Origin of the sequence: Sedimentibacter sp. MB35-C1 (genome assembly GCF_030913635.1) — a bacterium.
Taxonomy (GTDB): domain Bacteria; phylum Bacillota; class Clostridia; order Tissierellales; family Sedimentibacteraceae; genus Sedimentibacter.
In genome coordinates, this window is sequence record NZ_CP133188.1 from 2561646 (window position 1) to 2581278 (window position 19633).

The window sequence follows — 19633 nt, forward strand, 5'->3', positions numbered from 1 at the left end:
TTTTGCATTTTTTTGCAATCATTATGAAATCCCGTGCTTTTCCATTTTGTAGTAAAGGGACCTGAGTGAAATACCCAGCACCTTCGCAGTTTCTGTCTTATTTTTATTTAGTCTGAAATATACGCTTTGTATATAATCTGATTCCGCTTTTTCAATTACATTACTCAATCTGGTCAGCTTCGCTTCTTTTTCCACAACACACTGCTGAGAGCTTTGCTTCTTACTGTACAGCAGATGCGGAAGATGTTCAACCTGAATAATTCTTTCGTTAATATTCATATTGATTATAGAACGTCCGACAATGTTTTCAAGCTCTCTTACATTTCCAGGCCAGTTATAATGAATGAGAATATATAATGCATCATCTGCAATATCTTGTATGTGCCTTCCATACTCATCGTTGAATTTTACAATAAAATTTTTAATAAGTAATGGTATATCTTCTTTGCGGTCTCTCAAAGGGGGTATCACAATTGGAAGTATATTTAATCTATAAAATAAATCTTCTCTGAATTTTCCTTCTTTTACAGCTTTAATAAGATCAGCATTTGTTGCAGCAATAATTCTGACATCCACCGAAATCGGATGGTTGCTTCCGACTTTCATAATTTCTTTTTCCTGCAACACTCTAAGGAGCTTAGCCTGAGTATTCATGCTTATTTCAGATATTTCATCCAAAAATATTGTTCCTTTATCGGCTTCTTCAAAAAGGCCCTTTTTACCTCCTTTTAAAGCTCCTGTAAATGAACCTTCCTCATATCCGAAGAGCTCACTTTCAAGTAAAGTGTCTGAAAGCGCAGCACAATTTACTCTTACAAAGTTATTTTCTGACCTTTTACTTTGAGCATGTATTGAATTTGCAAAAAGTTCTTTTCCTGTTCCGCTTTCGCCTCTAAGCAATACTGTTGCAGGCACCTTTGCTGCTCTTTCTATCATTTTTTTGACTTCAAGCATTGCCGCAGATTCACCGATTATATCTTCAGGCTTATATTTGTTTGAAAGCTCTCTTAATTTTTTTTCAGCTTTGTTTAGTTTGTCTGTCAAGTCCTTAATTCCAGAAATATCATGAAGCACTGCAACGCTGCCTTTCATTGCACCGTTTACTATAATCGGTGCCGCCTGAGCTACAACAGTCTTGCCGCTAGGTCTAATTTTAAGCTTTGTGTTTTCCACAGGCTTTTTTGTGGTAAGAACCTTCATATGAAGGCTTTCTCCCTTTTCTATATCATATAATGCATCTTTACCTATAATGTCTTCTTTATCAAGTCCGGTAATTTTGGTATAAGCAGGGTTCACAAGTATGTGTTCCCCCTCTTCATTTACAACACTTATTGCATCTTGTGTCGCAAGAAGTACCGCTTCAAGCATTCCTTGATAATCCATGTTGTTAATTTCTATGTTAATATTATTCATACTCACTCCCGCTATTCTTCAGCTGTAGTTGAAGCCGGAGATTCTGTAACTTCAATACTGATTTGCCCCTGGGAAACAGATATAGTGTTAACTGTTTTTCCCGTAGTACATTCCAAATTTACATTGTTCGTGCCAGGTACAACAGTACTTAAATCCGCTGCAAGTGTCAAATCATTTTTCTTTAATTGGTTTACGACACTTACAGGTCCGACTACATTAACTGTTATTTCATGTTCAGAATCTGGTATATCTACATTAATACCTTCAGCTAAATTATTAAACTGAATTTCAGATGCTTCAAATACAAAGTCTTTCTCAACAGTCTTTTCAATAACCGCGCTAACAACAGGATTTGTATTCAAATCCAGTATAATCAAGCTCTCAGTATCAAGTATTTCCCTTGAAGATAAAATATTGTTAAACTCTCCCGTTATATCAAGCTCAGAAACTTCAAGTTCGTTTATCGTATCTAATATATCTTTTCTTGCCGCAATTTTTATTTTATCAGGCTTAACAGTAACGTCTGTAAGCTGATAACCTTCTTCGGGAGTTCCTGTTATATTTGGTACAAGTTTCACATACTTGGTAGGATAAATTGGAACTGTTACCTCAACATTGTCTATTGGCGCAGACATAAATATTTCCGTATCCGTTCCGTCGTAGACTCTGACCGGAACAGTCTTAGTAACATTGTCGGCAGCTCCTTCTATATTTACTGTCGCCACAGCCATAGTAGCTGAATTTACAACACTTCTCGGCCCTGTAATCTTGACTGATGACGGTTTTGATATAGGAAACAGCCTGTAGTAATCATCTGCCTGACTGCCTTCATACTGAACATCCACATCCATAACTTTTGAAATAATGCTTTCTATGTTGCACGCAATTTGCGAAGGATAAAAATTCGTAATTTCAAGCCCGCTTGGTCCTGAAACTTCTATTTTTGCATTTGTTATACCTTCTGAAAATCCAAGCAAATCTATATATGCCGAAAAGTCGCTGTTAGCAATATTGGTAAACTGATCGCTTGTACCTTTCACTTTTACATTCACCATAAAATGATCCTTGTCCGAATTCATCAAAACAAGGTTTGAATTTTCAAGTGCGCTTAAGTTTTTGATGGTAACGGGAATACTGTTATAATACTGTTCAAAAGGAGGATTTGTTTCAACCATTATGAACATCCACAATATTACAGAAACTACTAAACATGTTATTTGAATTAATATCTTATCGTTTTTTATTTTCATTTCTGTTTCTCCATTTATCAATAATATTTACTTTATCATTGTCCACATAAATGCCTGATAAAAGGTATTCTAATTCTTCAATTTGAATATTTCTATACAGTCTTCCTTCCACAGCGTAGGAAATATAACCTGTTTCCTCAGACACTATCAAGGCTATGGAGTCAGATTTTTCCGTCATTCCTATAGCAGCTCTGTGCCTGGTTCCTATATCTTTTGAAAGAAGATTATTTTCTGTAAGCGGCAAAAAACATCCTGCGGCTCGTATAGTATAATCCTTTATAATTACAGCACCGTCATGAAGAGGAGTATTAGGTATAAATATATTAATTAACAATCCGCTTGATATAGTTGCATTAAGCCTTGTTCCGCTTTCTACTATGTCGTTAAGCCCTATCTTCTGTTCAAAAATTATGAGAGCCCCTATTTTTTGTCTGGCCAGTGAAGATGTGGCAGATACTATTTCTTTTATAACCTGTTCTGACGTCTGAGCATTTTTTTCTAAAGCCGAAAGTGTAAATGATGTTCTCCCTATATATTCCAACGCCTTTCTAATCTCCGGCTGGAACACAACGACCAGTGCTATTACTCCAACCTGAAATGTATGCTCCAATATATACTTGACCATGTAAAGATCGAATAGTTCCGATATAGGAATCAGAGCAACTAAAAGTACAATTCCCTTAACCAGCTGTTTTGCTCTCATATCACGTATCAACATATATCCATGATACAATACATAGTAAACGAGTCCTATATCCACTATACTGTTAAATCCGATATTAGAAAATATTAATTTAATATACTCCATGACACCACATCCCCAATATAATTTATGTTATTCCACCGTATTGCTTTCCAACAGCTGCATCTGTTTGGAAGTATCACTCAATGATCTTTTCATTCTAATTTTTGTGTTTTCGTTAAGCTCTGAGCTTTCAATATATTCCATTATTGGATAAACAACATGCTCTGTTCCGCCGCCATCAGTAGTTCCTTTATATACCCATAGAGGTATGTATGTAATTTCTTTAATATTTACTTCACCGGTTTCACCATTTTTTTCAATGTTTATGTCTACAATTACTCCATCCTCGGTATATTTTGAAACCTCTTCTGATAAACCATATGGCAATAACGTTTCAACTCTTTGATTTGACAGAAAATTTCCCATTGAATATGCTACAAATTTAGTTTTTCCGCCGTATTCAAGCTTTTGTGCAGGCTGTATTACGTGGGGATGACTTCCAAGAATTATATCTACGCCTTCTTCAAACATTTTATCGGCAAGCACTTCCTGTCTTTCTGCCTGAAATCTTGAATATTCGTCTCCCCAATGCATACATGCAATTATGACATCTGCATTTTGGCTTTTTGCATAAACAATGTCTTCTGAAATCTTTGTTTCATCTATTATATTTATCATTGCATCCAGATCTGCTGAAGACATAACAGATTCCAGACCGTTTACCATTTCCGTGTAAGAAAGAAACGCAAGTTTTATACCCTTAATCTCTTTAATCAATACTCTTGTTTCAGGCTTTTCTGTATATGTCCCGATAGGATCCATACCCCTTGCACTTATCTCATTAACGGTTCTTATTACACCAGCTTTTCTTGTATCAAGGCTGTGATTATTAGCCGTTGATAAAACATCAAATCCTGCATCTTTTATTGCATCCAGCACCTCATCCGGCGCATTGAAAATAGGGTACCCTTGGTATGCATACACAGAATCTCCTGCTGTTGTTCCTTCAAAATTTGCAATTGCCAAATCAGCTGACTGAAATAATCCCTTAACGGCTTTAAAACTATTTTTAAAATCATATTTGCCTGTTTTTGAATCATATGCACCATCCAACTGAGATGGGTGAAACATAATATCGCCGGTTGCTTTAAGGTTAATTGTAACATTTGGCTTTGCTACCGGTTCAATCGGTATCTCCGGTTGAGAAACATTTGTAACATCTTCGAAATCTGCTTCTCCAATATCATTTTTTCCTTTGCTGTCCTTGCCCATGCCATTTACAACAAATGATGCTGCCAAAATACTTACAATTACAAACAGCCCCAGTGACAGCAGCCGAATTCTTTTTTTTCTACGTCTATATTTTCTGCTCATTTAATTACCTCTTTATTTATATTCCATATTTAATATTAACTTACCATGAAAGATTTTGCAATAAATTAATTATTAAAAAACACTTAAAATTAAATTACACAGGCTTCCTAGGCTTTATAAGACACTTGGGACCATATCCGATTAGATCATGCCTGTTTTCCTTTTGCAAAGCTTTTAAAACTAAGTTGTAATTCTCTCTTTTACTGTATTGCATAAGAGCACGCTGCATTCTTTTGTCTTCTCTTTCTTTAGGAACATATATACTTTCACCTGTGAGAGGATTAAAACCCGTATAATACATACAAGTTGAAAGAGTTCCCGGTGTCGGATAAAAATCCTGAACCTGTTCTGGTATATACCCCATATCTCGTATATATTCCGCAAGTTCAATGGCATCTTTAAGATGTGAACCCGGATGTGATGATATAAAATATGGAACGATATATTGTTCTTTATTAATTTTTTTGCTCTCCGCATAAAATTTTCTTACAAATTTATTATAAATATTTATCGATGGTTTTCCCATAAGTTTAAGTACAGATTCTGAAACGTGCTCAGGTGCCGTTCTCAGCTGACCACTTACATGATATTTGCATAGTTCTTTTATAAATTCGTCATTATTATCATATATCGCATAATCATATCTTATACCAGAACGAATAAAAACTTTTTTAATTCCTTTTACATTTCTTATTTTTCTGAGAAGCTCTAGATAATCACTGTGATCAACCCGAAGGTTTTTGCATTTTTCAGGACTAAGGCACTCTCTGTCTTTACACACCCCGTACTTACTCTGTTTCTTACATGCTCTGATTCTAAAATTTGCCGTTGGTCCGCCTACATCATGTATATACCCTTTGAACTCTTTATCATTCAATATCTTATCAACTTCTTTCAATATTGAATCGTGACTTCTGCCCTGCACAACTCTTCCCTGATGGAAATTCAGAGCACAAAAACTGCAGCCACCGAAACAGCCTCTCACACTGGTTATGCTGAATTTTATTTCTTTTAATGCCGGCACTCCGCCTGATTTTTTATAAATAGGGTGGCAGTCCATCATATAATTCAGGTCATAAATATCATCCAATTCCTGCATTGTCAACGGATCCATAGGTGGATTCTGCACAACATACACTGTATCATATTGTTCAACCAACGTTCTGCCTGTCTTAGAATCTGTATTTTCATATTGAATCTTAAAGCTTTTTCCAAATTTTTGCTTAGAAGAAGCTGTCTCTTCATAAGAAGGTAAGAAAATTGGATCAAATGGTCTATCTTTGTCCTTGGTTTTATATACCGTTCCGTTAATAAATGTTATTTCATTTACCGGTATTCCGGCTTCTAACGCCTCGGCAATTTGCAGTATTGATTTTTCTCCCATACCGTAAACAAGCAAATCAGCACCAGAATCCATCAGTACAGACCTCTTCATACTGTCGCTCCAATAGTCATAATGGCTTAATCTTCTTAAACTTGCCTCAATGCCGCCTATAATTATAGGTACATGCTTATATGCCTCTCTAATGCGATTCGAATATACTGTTACTGCCCTATCCGGTCTCAGCCCGGACTTACCTCCCGGCGAATATGCATCAGTACTTCTTTTTTTCTTAAAGGAGGTGTAATGATTCACCATTGAATCAATGTTACCGGAATTAACCAAAAAACCCAGTCTAGGTTCGCCAAGCTTTTTAAAAGAATTAATATCTTTCCAGTCAGGCTGAGCAATTATTCCTACCTTATAGCTGTATCTCTCCAATAATCTGGATATAATTCCTGTAGCGAAAGAAGAATGATCTACATATGCATCACCTGTCACAAAGACAAAATCGCACTGAGCCCACCCTCTTTTATTCATATCTTCTATGCTTATTGGTAAAAAATCCATTTTCCCTCCGTATCTTTTATTATGTTTGTTAACCTCATTATACCATTATATATATTTTTTACAAAGTACAAATACAGTAACTCTCCGCATAAAAATAAACAGGAGAGCACTCCTGTTTATCCATTATATTGCACAACTTATTCAGCAATAACTTCTACAGTATCTCCATTAGAAAGTCCGGCAGCATTTCCCTCTTCAACATCAAGGTGCATATCAAGTGCATATGTATCACTAACTCTGATTAATACATTATCAAATGTTACACCTCTGGGACCTCCAGCCTTTACCTTAACAATATCTTTATCTTTTAAGCCATACTTTTCTGCATCTGTAGTATGCATATGAATATGTCTTGCAGCAGCAATTACTCCTCTTTCCAATACAACTTCACCTTTTGGTCCTACTAGTTTGATTCCTGGAGTACCTTCAGTTTTACCTGAATCTCTTACAGGAAGATTTTTTAAACCAAGAGTGAAACCATCTGAAAGAGACAGCTCTACCTGAGATTCTTTTCTTGCAGGTCCGAGAATTCTAACTCCGCTTATTGTCCTTTTCGGTCCCACTAAATCAACTTTCTCATCGCATGCAAATTGTCCAGGCTGGCTTAAATCTTTTATAGGTGTTAATTCATGATCCGCTCCGAATAATATATCTATATGCTCCTTTGTAAGATGAACATGTTTGTTTGACAACCCTACTGTAACTTTAAAATTCATTATTATCCTCCATAATTTATATTTCCAATAAAAATTATATTATATTTTGAAGGTTTTATCAATGGTTAAATTTTATTTTTTGCACATCTTAATTCCCGGTTTCCTTAGAAATATACTTGACCCATATCATATAGAGCCCGCTTACTACCGTCAACAAAATAAAATAGTATGAAATATATATAGAGATGGTATTGTTAGGCATAGCTGCTGATGTTATATAGAAAAAAACCGCCGCAAATACATAAACAATTATCTTTTTATTATCAAAAACATTATTTTTAAGTTTGCTTTTTTTCTTTACAAATGATTTTTCTTCATATATTTTTTTAGAAAAGTATTCTTTTCCGGGAAGTATACCCGCCTCATCCATCATATTGAACAAAGCGTTCGAATCTATTATTTCTATGTGAAGTTTATCTTCGAATTTTTCTAATAATTTTTTGGCTTCCTCATTGATTTCAACGGTCGTCACAAGATATCCAATTTTAATGCTGCTGCTGCACATAAAAGAAATCATACTTCTTACATCTGTTTTCTCAAGTTCTGTTCCTTGGTAAAGTTTATAAATTTTTATGCAATTTATCAGACCGTCTTTTTCCGCAAGAAACATATGCCTCCCTTTTTTAATAAAATTTCTGCAGCCTTTTTTTTCAAATAAAAAACCTATAAGCATCCCAAAATCATCATTGTTTATTTCCTCAATTTTTTTCCTGAAATGTTCAGTTTTCAGCCTATAAATTAACTTTTCCTCACCTTCGCGCCTCTTTCTTGTTATATTCAGCTTATTGACAAGAGTAAAAATCAAAAAAACTTCTGCTGCTATTAAAATTGAAAACTTCAAATCTGAAGTTATAAAAAAAATTACTAAAAGAACAATCATGCTGAGCAATACTTTGTACAATACCAAATCAGCCCTGTAACTGAAATAGTTTCTTGTTCCTATAGCTTCACTTATGTACCCTTTTTTTATTTTATTTTTCTCTTCCATAAAAAATCACCTCTTAGAAATTATTTCCAAAAAAGGTGATTTTATACCACTATATTCCGTTTACTGCTTCCTCAAGCTTATCAAGGTGTTTAATTGGGAAATATGCAAGCAGTTCTTTAAACTGTTCAACAGTAAGCCCTTGTGCATGAGTGTATAATTTTATTTTTTCATCTAAACTTGCATTTATAAATTCTTGTTTAAGTTCTTCAAATTTTTTCTCCATGTTTCTCCTTTTCATCATTTATGGTATTTTAAGCCGCAGGTGAAATAATACAAAGCAATTCTGTTTCTTCTTCTGACGGATTAAATAATTTATGAGGCACATTTGAACAAATATAAATACTGTCACCTTCCTCAACTATTTCATTGTAATCAATGAAATTAACAATCAATTTTCCTTTTATTATTATTACACATTTATCAGAATCTATTATGGAAAAATTATCATTATCCCACATGCCGGGTCTTAAAGAATATCTGTAAATATTCATCTTTATCTTGCTTTTATATTCTTCTGTAATAGGAACAATATATTCAAGTTCGCTGTCATTTGCAGGAATTTTTAATTTTTGCCTGTCTTCTTTCCTTGTAACAACAACGCTGTTGCTGTCGTCAAGGAAATAGTACGGAGAAACATTCAGTACTTCGCAAATCTTCTTCAGCGCTGTTAATGATGGTTCAATTAAATTTCTTTCTACTTGTGATATATAACTTGCTGTAAAACCTGATTTTACTGATAGTTCTTCAATTGTCATTCTATTAAATTTTCTTAATTTCCTTACTTTATTACCGTCCATTTACATACTCCGAATAAAATTTGTATGAAGATATTACTCCAATTTGCAAAAATAGTCAATAAAATTTTAAACGGATAAAACATAATTATATCTGTTTTTCAACATCATTGATTTTATTAAAGCACTTTAACGGCAAACTTCATTGCATGTCTCCAAAAATCAATACCAGCTGTTATAATCTATTCCCTGAAAAGTTGCATCATTATTGTACATTGACAAAGATGCCCATCGGCTGCACGCATCTTTAAAATTACTTTCATCTACCTTTTCATTGCCTTTTATGTGGATATATGATACCAAGTTATTTGTAAGTAAATCATATGCGTTGATGCGATGCAAATTTTCATCATATTTAAAATACAAATTATTCATTGTATATTCCATTACATGCCTCCTCAATACATTTTTTATTCTCTTATAAAGTATTTTCCTAATTATTATTTAATATTCACCTTTTTAACATATACCTTGTGTTGGAATAATACTCTAACTTAAGGAAAACATATAAATGAGTTTTAAAAAAATACAAGGAGGTGAAATAATGAGCAAGGGTAACGGCAGAAATACAAAAAAAGGAATGGGCAATGGATTTGATAATTTTAAAGGAACAAGCAATGGTGTTTCGTCAAGCATTGAAGACCGATTGAATGATCTTAATTCGTACCCGAGGAAACCAAATTCGCTTGATAACAAAGCTGGAAACTTCAAATATACAAATCCCTCAAACAAGGATATAAAAGAATTTAAAAATAAAATTAAATAAATAAAAGCCGGAAATTTCCGGCTTTTCACTTTTTATTAGTTATTTTTAATTTAAAACACATATAATATTAATAGTATTAAATTAATATCAGGGGGTAGAGATGGCACACTCAAGCAATCCATATCGAGTCAGGAACAGGCTCTGCAATAAATCAAACGCCATTCCAGACGAAACAGGTACATTAGACATTACTGTTTATCACAAAGATTTAGTAGAACCATTGTCTAATGCATTGGTAAAAGTGTATAAAATATCTGTTTCTGGCCAATACGGCGAAGTTGGTGAAGGACGGCTGGTTCATCAGGCAATAACAGACAGCTCAGGAAAAATCCCTCCGGTCAAGTTATCTGCAGTCAATGAACTTATGGATGATAATTATAGCTTTTATTCTATAGCGATTCATCATCCAACACACCACAGCGCTTATATTTTTAATGTTGAAATATTCCCGGACGTAGCAACAAAATACGATGTGTCACTTAAATTTATGTACAATAATGAGGACTTTTTTGAGTTTATTATGCAGCCTAGGAAATCTCAAACAATGTAGAATGTAGATTAATCAAAGAATATTTAGATGAATTTACGATGTATGCAGCCACATAATAACTAGATCAGCCATTCACCAAGCAGCGATCCCATAAGAGTAACCGCTGTCTTGGCAGTTTGATTTTTAGTATCAATTATAGGATTTACTTCAACAAATTCTGCACTTACGAGCTGTTCCGACAAGGCAATCATTTCAAGAGCTAAGTGGCTTTCTCTTAAAGTAAGTCCTCCAGGAACTCTTGTTCCTGTACCATGCACATAGGTAGGGTCTATACTATCCATATCAAAACTAACATGTATTCCGTCCGTACCGTTACCTGCAATTTTAATAGCTCTTTCTATAATATCCGCCATTCCGTAACGATCAATTTCATGCATGGTAAATACTGTAATACCAAGTTTTTTTAATATTTTTCTTTCTCCCTGATCCAGATCCCTGCACCCGATAAAAACAATCTTATCCGCCATAAGTTTAGAATCATTTCCTCCTATTGACGTCAATGATTCATGCCCGATTCCAAGGCTCACAGCAACCGGCATACCATGTATATTTCCTGTTGGAGATGTTTCCTCGGTATTTATGTCTCCATGGGCATCAAACCAAATCACACCAAGATTTTTCTTATTCTGCAGCACTCCAGCAATAGTACCTATGGCAATGCTGTGGTCTCCTCCGAGCACAAGCGGAAATCTGCCTTCGACCATTACCTCAGACACTTTGTTACAAAGTTCTGTGTTTACTCTTGCAACTTCTTCCAAGTATCTGAGCTTAATACCGTCAGATAACGGACTTACCGGCTTATTAGCAAGTATATCTCCTTCATCTTTAACGTCATAGCCTATGGCAGTCAGTCTTTCTGTAACTCCTGCATAACGTATTGCTGCCGGCCCGAGACTTACTCCCGGAGTTCCCGCACCTAAATCAATTGATACTCCAATTATTGAAATTTTAGAATTTATTGATGATTTCATACTTCCTCCTTTTATAATCTATTACACTATGCATATTAGTCTGTTCCTATAAAAAGATTTTAATCGAATATTTTTATACTATATTCAAAATTAAAATTATGAAAATGCGCGCAGTGTTACAACTACAAGTTCCGGGCGATTAAATATGCGAAGCGGGAAAATGCTGTTTCCAAGTCCTCTGCTCACTGACATCGATGTTATTCCATCTGTAATTATTCCCTCTGAATATTTAGGAAAAAAGCCCTGGTTTGGAGATAGTATTCCTCCTAAAAACGGCAACCTTATCTGTCCGCCGTGTGCATGACCTGCAAATACAAAATCTATTCCTGCCCTTTTGTATAAACTGAAATATTCTGGCCTGTGGGAAAGAAGAATATTAAAATCCGTCAATGACTGTTGCAATAATTTATTTACGCTATCCTCCATATATGACACATTAATCTCAGCTCCATAACCCTTCATATAAAAATTAATTGCAGGATCAGCCGTCCCCATAATACCAATTGCTGATTTTTGTCTGTTTATAGCGACATATGAACCATCCATAATTTTTACATTCAAATCACTTAATGTTTGCTGCAATTTATTGTAATGTTCCGACATCTGCTCATGATTTCCCGTTACATAGTACACAGGAGCAGTTTTCACAATCTCCCTTAAAAAAACTGCTCCTGCCCCAACATCTGTTCTTCTTCTGTCTATCAGATCTCCGGTTATTACTATTATATCCGGTTTTATTTTAAATATGGCATCGTCTAGCCTTCCTCTAAAGTTTTTGTTGTGCAGGTCGGAAATATGAAGAATCTTAAATCCATCAAATTCTTTCGGCAGATTTTTTTTAATGATACTGTGTCTAGTTACTTCCAAAGCATTATTCTGCCATACAAAAAAGAAAACAGATGCCGCTATTGCAGCAATTATTTGATATGCTTTCATACGCCTATTTTACTCCGAAGAATCTTCTTCCCTAACTGGTTTTAAAAGCTCTCTGGCTAATTCTGACATATGTGTAGGCACATATATGTCTATACCGTATAAATTCACTCCCGTATATATCTCCATTATCTCCCCGCTACCCTTTGATTTCTTCAGGACAGGTATACCATACGACGTAAGTTTTGAAGCAATTATTTCTGCCTCAATCGTATTGAGGTTTGAAGCAAGTAATTCTTCTTTATTATCATCAACATTATCATTAATCATGGCATTCTCCTAATTAATTACTTTACTACTTTACTTAATTATATCAGATAAAATATAATATTACCATAAAAATCCTTTGCATACTGCCTTTTATTACAAATAAAAAAAGGCCGAGCTACATTAATTTTATCAAAAATTAAAAGCTCAAGCCTCCTAATTTTAATTATTTGCCTGTCTAGGAATTTTAACAGCTTTTGAAACAGACTTCCAAACAGCTTGTGCAAGGTAAAAGTCAACCATGCTGTGAACCACCGTTCCGACACCTACCAGAATGATAACAGACATTACAAAACCCTTAGCATAATATCCTGCGCTCATACCGTTGCCGAAATAAAATGGAATTACTGCAACAATTTCGCTGAATCCATGGATCACTGCTATTACAAATGAATAAACCAGAGAATTCTTAAAAGAATTTAAGGTATTCGGAAATCTTTTCAAATATAATGCCCCCGCCAATGCAAAAACAATATGAGACGCTGCACGAAATACTACCACTATTGGAAAACCCGCGAGCAAAAAACCTACTGAAGTACCTATTGCAACAGCCGCAGCTGTTATCGGAGAAATAAACATTGCAATAAAAATTGCAACATGACTGGCAAGAGTAAACGATGCCGGTTCCATAGTTATTTTAATTGGAGAGATTATAGGTATTAATATTCCAATTGCACATAAAAGTGCTGCTGTTACAGTTGAATTAAGACTATTATTTCTGTTCATATACATTTCCTTTCGTTGTCTGTCTTGTCATGTGTCTTGACACTAATTGATATTATTATAGCCTTCTGCATTGGAAATGTCAATATGAAATTATTCTTCAAAAATAATGCCGTCTTTCTTTAATGATTCTATTATTCTGTCCCTTGCTTCTTTGTCTTTGCACTTGATTCTGTGAAGATGTACACCTTTCGTAAGTCTCATGAGCGGCTGAGTATCATTGCATAATATCTTTTTCAGAAATTCGTCTGCTTCATATCTTGTGGAAATTCTAAGCTCTCCGGAAATTTCACCGTATACGGCGTGCTCTACTGTTACATCGAGGATTGTACCTCCATTGTCTACGACAGCATACAATTCATCGCGCATATTTCCCTCATTGTGACAGCATGCAACGGTAAATATAAAATCCTTTTCTTCCTTTGCACAATCAAGTACGTATCCTCTGGGGGTTGCAGATATTTCTAATCCTGATGCTCGCATAAGAGCTATATCTCCCACAATAACCTGCCTGCTGACCGAATATTTTTTTGCAAGAGCAGTAGCTGTTATCGGAGAAGAATTTTTGCTTAACACATCCTGTATTTTTTTTCTTCTTTCTTCAGATGTCATATACTCACCACCATATATAATAAAATCCCGTCAGAAATTACTCTTACAGGATTTCGTTCTTATTTTAAAAATCGGAGTGAAAGGATTTGAACCTTCGGCCTCATGGTCCCGAACCATGCGCGATACCAAGCTTCGCTACACCCCGAAAACATTACTATTATATATCAAGCAAGGTTGTTTGTCAATTTATTTTTATTGTTTTTAAGGCTATTAATTAGAAGCTAATTTTTACTCTTGCTAATACAGCATACTCTGCAAAACATCATTTATATAAGTAATAAAGGCGGAAAATATATGATGTTTTGTATTACACCTTTCCTTATCATATAAAATTTATGAATTGAAACTAATATAATTATTTTCCTATTCCGTTCTCTCGGGCATAGAAAAAAAGATACTGCTGAGCGTAGCCTGAGAATTCCCCAAATTTGTTTTCAGCAAATTTTCTTATATCGACATCTTTTGTAGTTTTGTCTACATACAAAGTTTGCATCACCCTTCTAACCCAAACATCAACAGGAAATGTATCAAATTGTCTCATTGAAAATAAAAGTACACAATTTGCAACCTTGTCCCCTATTCCTGCATAGGTTTTAAGGTAAGCCAGCCCCTCATCATATGATGTATTTTTTATATTGTAAACAATATCTCTTTCATTCAAAAATCTTTCTGCAGCCTCCTTAATCCTCGGTGATCTGAAGCCCGCCTTGCATTCCTGTATTTTTTCTACTTCAGCTTTTGACAACTGCTCTGCATCGGGAAAGCTGAAGTAATCCCTTCCTCTGTAGTTTCCAATATAATTTCCAAAAGCCGCGCTCAAATTCTCTATAACCTTTTTAATCATCGGAATTCTATTATTTGCTGAAATCATAAATGAAACCATGGTTTCCCATTCGTCCTGATTCAAAATTCTTATACCGTATCCGAATTTTATCGCTTCGGACATAATTTCATCTGTGTCTACACGTTTTTTTATTTCTGCATAATCGGTTTTTAGATCAAAATATTCTTCAATAAGGTCAATATCGCTTTCAGTAACATTGTTAATAATAACATCCGAATCATTCTGTTCAACATTTATAACCTTGTTTTGAATCACTCCCGTATATGTTCCATCCTCTTCTCTGTTCCACCTGAAGCATTGTCCGCACTCAAAAATATGTTTAATATTAAAATCTCTCACATCACTGAGTATTAATTTGTTTTTTTTGTAATCTATATTCATCTTGGTCCCCTCTAAAGCTTTTCAATAAAGCTACCGTGTCCGTAATTTCTTGCTTCTTCCATGCTATCTTCCGCATCTTCCAGCTTATCTTGCATCTCAAGTATTCTGCTTTTAAAATAATATCCAATTGAAATTCTATAATCATTTCCCGCTGCTTCTATCAAATTGTTGAAAAATTCTCTGCACTTGGATATATTTCCATTGTAGAAGTCAGAAACCGCATAAATCAATTCAATAGTTATCTTGTTATAATCCCTGCTGTAATATTTGTCAATGGTAGCTCTTACATCATCCAGCACTTCATTTGCCTTTTCAATACTGCCGTTAAAATACATACTTAAAAGCATGTTATGATAATATATTACCTGCCAGTTTGGAGGTATTTTAGTTACTTGCTCGGTCAAAATGTCTATAGCTTCGCTAAATTCTCCGGCATAAAAAAGTCCGGTTGTTTTCTGAATAAGATTAATGTTCTTTTCCTTTTCGCTCAGCATTCTCATAAGCAGTTTATCAACTTCGGCGATGTATTTTTCAGGATTTTTTTCGATGTATAAAAGTCTCTTGAATAAATTTACCTGTTTTTCCAAAACACTTTTTCTCCTGATCGTATAAGCAAAAACAATTGCCAGGACTACCAGTATTAAATACATATCTTCTCCTCATTATTGTACGGAAAATTTTTCTATAAAACTTCCCTTCCCGTACTCCATTGCTTTTTTAAAATTTTCATCAGAATCTTCTAAATTCTTTTCCTTTTTTTCGATCATGCCCAAAAAATAATACCCAAAAGATTTTCTGTAGTCATTGGCTCCCGTTTCAGCCAAGTGAGTAAAATACTTTTTAGAAGCTTTCCCATTGTAAAATTCAGATACCGAATATACTATATCTATAAATTCTTTGTAATATTCATTTTTCCTGAATTCTTCAAATATAGGCTTTGCCTCCTTGAACTTTTCGTTTGCTTTATTCTTATCTTTTTTGAAGTAATACGCCAGCACCATGTTCTGATAATATATTGGTAACCAATTTTTTGGAGCATTATTGAATTTTTCCAGCTCATTGATTACTTCATCGAACCTTCCGGCGTATAAAAGGCCTGTTGTTTTTTGAATTGTATTTATAACGATATTCTTTTCTGTCTGTTTTTTTAAAAGAATATTGTTCATTTCTTCGATGTATTTTTCAGGTTCCTTTCTTGCATACAAAATATCGTTTAAATAGTTAACCTCTTTTATTTGCTTTTTAATTTTTACAAAAACAAATACTAACAACAGCACTGTTACGACCATTGCATATTGCATGGATTTTCTCCTTTAAATATATTTATCTATCAAAGTTTTAATTTAGACAAAGCATCTGCCAGAGCGGTATTCAATACTTCGTCTTGTTTTTTGTTTTGCTTTGACATATATTTTGCTGCATCTTTTTTAGAAATTGATGTTTTCTCTTTTTCTTTTCTTTTATTAAATGCAGTCAACTTTTCTCTGTAACCGCACTTGCACACAAAAATCTTACCTTCTCCTTCTCCCTTAAGCTCAAGTTTTTTGTGGCAGTTTGGGCATCTTGCGTTTGTTATTTGAGAGATTCCTTTTCTATATCCACACTCTCTGTTTTGGCACACGAGCATCGTTCCTTTTTTCCCGTTCACCTCAAGCAGATAACTTCCGCACTCGGGACACTTTTCTCTTGTTTCATTATCGTGTACAAATGTTTTGCTGCTTGTTTTAATATCTTTGATTATCTTATTTGTATAATCGATCATTTCTCTGATAAAATCATTTTTGTCAGTGTGACCTTTAGAAATATCCGTCAATTTTTGCTCCCATTCAGCTGTAAGAACCGGAGATTTCAGCTCCTGCGGAGCAAGGTCAAGGAGCTGCCTCCCCTTAGAAGTTGTATGGATATATTTATCCTTCTTTTCTATTACAAAACTGTTGAACAGCTTATCAATTATGTCTGCTCTTGTTGCAACTGTTCCGAGACCTCCTGTCATTCCAATGGTTTTTTTCAGATCCCTGTCAGCATTTTTCATGAATTTTATTGGATTTTCCATAGCAGACAACAGAGTTGCTTCTGTAAACATTGCAGGAGGCTTAGTTTCACCAGTTGTTTTCTTCAGAGATGCAGCTCTTATCTGCACTCCATTTTTAAGGCTGTTTAATTTTTCAAGAGTGTAATCCTCAAGAATTTCATCATCTTCATAATTACCATAGACTTCCTTCCACCCTGCTGACAATGTTATTCTGCCTTCGGAGGTAAAAACCTCATTTTCAATTTTCCCTTTTATTGAGATTTTTTCATATTCAAATGGTTTCGAAAGCACAGCAAAAAATCTTTTAACGACCAGATCATATATCTTTCTTTCTCTATCTGAAAAATTCGCCAAAAATACAGGCTGCTCAGTAGGTATAATTGCATGGTGATCAGAAACTTTTCCGTTATTTACAAAATTTTTATTCCCTTTAATTGCGTTAGAAGCTATTTTAAATCCTATTTTTGAATAAGGTCCTACGCTGCAAGCCCTCACCCTGTCTTTTAAAGTTTCAACTACATCTTCAGTTAGATACCTCGAATCGGTTCTTGGATACGTAAGCACTTTATGTCTCTCATATAGTAACTGCATTGTGTTTAACGTTTCCTTTGCCGAAAAATTATACATGTTGTTGGCATCTCTTTGAAGCTCAGTTAAGTCATACAGCAATGGAGCCTGCTTAAAAGATTTTTTTCGGGATATATCAGTAATTTCAATTTTTTTATTTGAAATTTTGCTAATTATTTTATCGCATTTTTCAGCGTTAAACGTTTTTGTATCATTGTTTTTATCGTGCCATTTAAATTTAAATCCTCCAGCCGACAGTTCTATACCGTAAAATTTCGAGGGTTTAAATTCTCGTATTTCATCTTCCATAGCTGCGATCATGGCAATTGTCGGGGTTTGCACTCTTCCACAGGATAGCTGAGCATTATATTTCGACGTCAATGCTCTTGTAGCATTAATTCCAACAATCCAGTCAGCTTCTGCACGCGCTTCTGCTGATTTATATAAATTATCGTACTGTGCAGCATCTCTTAATCCGCTGAAACCGTCCTTTATTGCTTTGTCAGTTACTGAAGAAATCCAAAGCCTCTTAATAGGTTTTCTCACTTCGGCTTTTTCAATAATCCATCTTGCAACAAGTTCTCCTTCTCTTCCTGCATCAGTTGCAATTACAATTTGTGTTATATCTTTTCTCAGCATAAGACTTTTTACTACACCAAACTGTTTCCTGGTTTTTTTAATCACTTCTGTTCGCATTCTTCGCGGAATGATAGGAAGATGCTCTAGCTCCCATCGAGCATATTTTGAATCATAGCTTTCAGGATCAGCCAGCGTTACAAGATGCCCCAGTGCCCATGTTACGATGTATTCCTTGCCTTCAACATAACCGTTTGAACTTTTGTTACATTTTAAAACTTTTCCTATATCCTTCCCAACAGAAGGTTTTTCTGCCAATACTAAAATCATCTTACTTTTCCTTTGTTTTTGATAAATATTATTGTAACACATTATTGTAAATTTAAAAATATATATTTAAAAATAACTCATCACAAAAAATCAAAAAGAAACCTTTTACGGTTTCTCAAATTTTGCAACAAAACTTTTATATCTTATTTTTATATCTTATATTATTCCTCAAAATCATCTTCATTATCTTCATTATCTTCAACATCTCTTTTTCTGTTGTTTTCTGTCTTTATATGTTCTAATTTTGTAACAGATACTTCATATGCTGTCTTCGTTTCATAGGTATCGTTTTCACATTTTTTCTGATATTTCCTGCTCTGAATTCTTCCCCATATTTTTATATGGTCTCCAACCTCTAACTTTTCACAGTACCTAGCATTTCTCCCCCACGCTATGCATGGTATATAGTCTGATTTGTTATATGACCTGTTAACAGCAATCAGCATATCTGTAATTTCTCTGCCGAAAGGCGTAGTTCTGAATTTTGTTTCTTTGCAGAGATATCCATTAAGAAAAACTTCATTTGGGTGCCTTATTAGTTCTTCAAATTCGTCACCGGGTAGCAGTATATCTCTTACAAATACTCTAAGAAGAAGTTTATTGCTTGTTTCTTCATATCTGTTATAGGATCTGAATTGACCGTCAATAACAATGAAATTTCCGGGACTCATGTCAATATCATTTATCAGCCTTTCAGATATTATAACAGGCAGCAAATCCTTGGTGTCGCTTAATCTAGGTACTTCCATAGAAAATTCGTAGAACTTTTCTCCGAATACTTCGTGGCTGAATTCCAAATTACTGTTTATTTTTCCGACAATCCTTATATAGTTTGACTGCATCTGTTTATCGTTCATATTTACTTTTTCCCCCTATAATTTGTCTTATATATACCATACTATTCATTGCA

The 19633-nt window shown here is 34.5% G+C and carries 22 protein-coding genes and 1 tRNA gene; 2 read left to right on the forward strand and 21 right to left on the reverse strand.

What is annotated here, in order from left to right; all coding sequences use genetic code 11:
- Nucleotides 1-21: 21 nt before the first annotated feature.
- The 10 genes from RBQ61_RS12265 to RBQ61_RS12310 form a co-directional block, all read right to left on the reverse strand.
- Nucleotides 22-1413, reverse strand: coding sequence for a sigma-54-dependent Fis family transcriptional regulator (locus RBQ61_RS12265; RefSeq protein WP_308137601.1), 1392 nt, complete (start codon nucleotides 1411-1413; stop codon nucleotides 22-24).
- 11 nt (nucleotides 1414-1424) lie between these two features.
- Nucleotides 1425-2663, reverse strand: a complete 1239-nt coding sequence (locus tag RBQ61_RS12270) for a YbbR-like domain-containing protein (protein ID WP_308137602.1) — start codon at nucleotides 2661-2663, stop codon at nucleotides 1425-1427.
- Complete coding sequence (cdaA, locus tag RBQ61_RS12275) at nucleotides 2644-3471, reverse strand: diadenylate cyclase CdaA (protein ID WP_308137603.1); 828 nt, start codon at nucleotides 3469-3471, stop codon at nucleotides 2644-2646. Before cdaA ends, RBQ61_RS12270 begins: the two co-directional genes overlap by 20 nt.
- A 27-nt stretch (nucleotides 3472-3498) precedes the next feature.
- Nucleotides 3499-4782 carry a CapA family protein gene (locus RBQ61_RS12280; RefSeq protein WP_308137604.1) on the reverse strand — a complete coding sequence of 428 codons (1284 nt, stop codon included), beginning with the start codon at nucleotides 4780-4782 and terminating at the stop codon, nucleotides 3499-3501.
- A gap of 94 nt (nucleotides 4783-4876) precedes the next feature.
- On the reverse strand, nucleotides 4877-6673 hold the full coding sequence (locus RBQ61_RS12285) for a YgiQ family radical SAM protein (RefSeq protein ID WP_308137605.1): 1797 nt from the start codon (nucleotides 6671-6673) through the stop codon (nucleotides 4877-4879).
- Between the two features lie 137 nt (nucleotides 6674-6810).
- Nucleotides 6811-7389, reverse strand: a complete 579-nt coding sequence (pduL, locus tag RBQ61_RS12290) for a phosphate propanoyltransferase (protein WP_308137606.1) — start codon at nucleotides 7387-7389, stop codon at nucleotides 6811-6813.
- An 88-nt stretch (nucleotides 7390-7477) separates the two neighbouring features.
- A complete protein-coding gene (locus RBQ61_RS12295) occupies nucleotides 7478-8377 on the reverse strand; it encodes a restriction endonuclease (protein ID WP_308137607.1) in 900 nt (299 codons plus the stop codon).
- 49 nt (nucleotides 8378-8426) lie between these two features.
- On the reverse strand, nucleotides 8427-8600 hold the full coding sequence (locus tag RBQ61_RS12300; protein ID WP_213926436.1) for a hypothetical protein: 174 nt from the start codon (nucleotides 8598-8600) through the stop codon (nucleotides 8427-8429).
- A gap of 28 nt (nucleotides 8601-8628) precedes the next feature.
- Nucleotides 8629-9174 (reverse strand): XRE family transcriptional regulator, encoded by a 546-nt coding sequence (locus tag RBQ61_RS12305; protein ID WP_308137608.1) that lies wholly within the window; start codon nucleotides 9172-9174, stop codon nucleotides 8629-8631.
- A 159-nt stretch (nucleotides 9175-9333) separates the two neighbouring features.
- Complete coding sequence (locus tag RBQ61_RS12310) at nucleotides 9334-9558, reverse strand: hypothetical protein (RefSeq protein ID WP_213926438.1); 225 nt, start codon at nucleotides 9556-9558, stop codon at nucleotides 9334-9336.
- Between the two features lie 157 nt (nucleotides 9559-9715).
- On the opposite strand from RBQ61_RS12310, the gene RBQ61_RS12315 reads away from it, so the two are divergent.
- Both RBQ61_RS12315 and RBQ61_RS12320 read left to right on the forward strand, forming a co-directional pair.
- Nucleotides 9716-9937: a hypothetical protein gene (locus tag RBQ61_RS12315; protein ID WP_308137609.1), complete on the forward strand. Its 222-nt coding sequence runs from the start codon at nucleotides 9716-9718 to the stop codon at nucleotides 9935-9937.
- Nucleotides 9938-10037: 100 nt separating this feature from the next.
- Nucleotides 10038-10487, forward strand: coding sequence for a hypothetical protein (locus RBQ61_RS12320; protein ID WP_308137610.1), 450 nt, complete (start codon nucleotides 10038-10040; stop codon nucleotides 10485-10487).
- 59 nt (nucleotides 10488-10546) lie between these two features.
- Here RBQ61_RS12320 and rocF read toward each other — a convergent pair whose 3' ends face one another.
- From rocF to RBQ61_RS12375, 11 genes are all read right to left on the reverse strand, one after another.
- On the reverse strand, nucleotides 10547-11458 hold the full coding sequence (rocF, locus tag RBQ61_RS12325) for an arginase (RefSeq protein ID WP_308137611.1): 912 nt from the start codon (nucleotides 11456-11458) through the stop codon (nucleotides 10547-10549).
- A 96-nt stretch (nucleotides 11459-11554) separates the two neighbouring features.
- On the reverse strand, nucleotides 11555-12394 hold the full coding sequence (locus tag RBQ61_RS12330; RefSeq protein ID WP_308137612.1) for a metallophosphoesterase: 840 nt from the start codon (nucleotides 12392-12394) through the stop codon (nucleotides 11555-11557).
- Between the two features lie 9 nt (nucleotides 12395-12403).
- On the reverse strand, nucleotides 12404-12661 hold the full coding sequence (locus RBQ61_RS12335) for a putative signal transducing protein (RefSeq protein WP_308137613.1): 258 nt from the start codon (nucleotides 12659-12661) through the stop codon (nucleotides 12404-12406).
- Between the two features lie 159 nt (nucleotides 12662-12820).
- The gene (locus RBQ61_RS12340) at nucleotides 12821-13384 is read right to left on the reverse strand and encodes a hypothetical protein (protein ID WP_308137614.1); all 564 of its coding nucleotides are present in this window, start codon (nucleotides 13382-13384) and stop codon (nucleotides 12821-12823) included.
- A gap of 90 nt (nucleotides 13385-13474) precedes the next feature.
- Complete coding sequence (locus RBQ61_RS12345) at nucleotides 13475-13993, reverse strand: transcription repressor NadR (RefSeq protein WP_308137615.1); 519 nt, start codon at nucleotides 13991-13993, stop codon at nucleotides 13475-13477.
- Nucleotides 13994-14064: 71 nt separating this feature from the next.
- Nucleotides 14065-14138: transfer RNA gene (locus RBQ61_RS12350), tRNA-Pro, on the reverse strand.
- A gap of 210 nt (nucleotides 14139-14348) precedes the next feature.
- The gene (locus RBQ61_RS12355; RefSeq protein ID WP_308137616.1) at nucleotides 14349-15218 is read right to left on the reverse strand and encodes a DNA-3-methyladenine glycosylase; all 870 of its coding nucleotides are present in this window, start codon (nucleotides 15216-15218) and stop codon (nucleotides 14349-14351) included.
- A gap of 11 nt (nucleotides 15219-15229) precedes the next feature.
- Nucleotides 15230-15868 carry a hypothetical protein gene (locus RBQ61_RS12360; protein ID WP_308137617.1) on the reverse strand — a complete coding sequence of 213 codons (639 nt, stop codon included), beginning with the start codon at nucleotides 15866-15868 and terminating at the stop codon, nucleotides 15230-15232.
- A gap of 12 nt (nucleotides 15869-15880) precedes the next feature.
- Complete coding sequence (locus RBQ61_RS12365) at nucleotides 15881-16519, reverse strand: hypothetical protein (protein WP_308137618.1); 639 nt, start codon at nucleotides 16517-16519, stop codon at nucleotides 15881-15883.
- Nucleotides 16520-16548: 29 nt separating this feature from the next.
- Entirely contained in the window at nucleotides 16549-18723 is a 2175-nt protein-coding gene (locus tag RBQ61_RS12370) for a DNA topoisomerase III (RefSeq protein WP_308137619.1), read from the reverse strand.
- Between the two features lie 161 nt (nucleotides 18724-18884).
- Entirely contained in the window at nucleotides 18885-19580 is a 696-nt protein-coding gene (locus RBQ61_RS12375) for a single-stranded DNA-binding protein (RefSeq protein WP_308137620.1), read from the reverse strand.
- Between the last annotated feature and the right edge of the window lie 53 nt (nucleotides 19581-19633).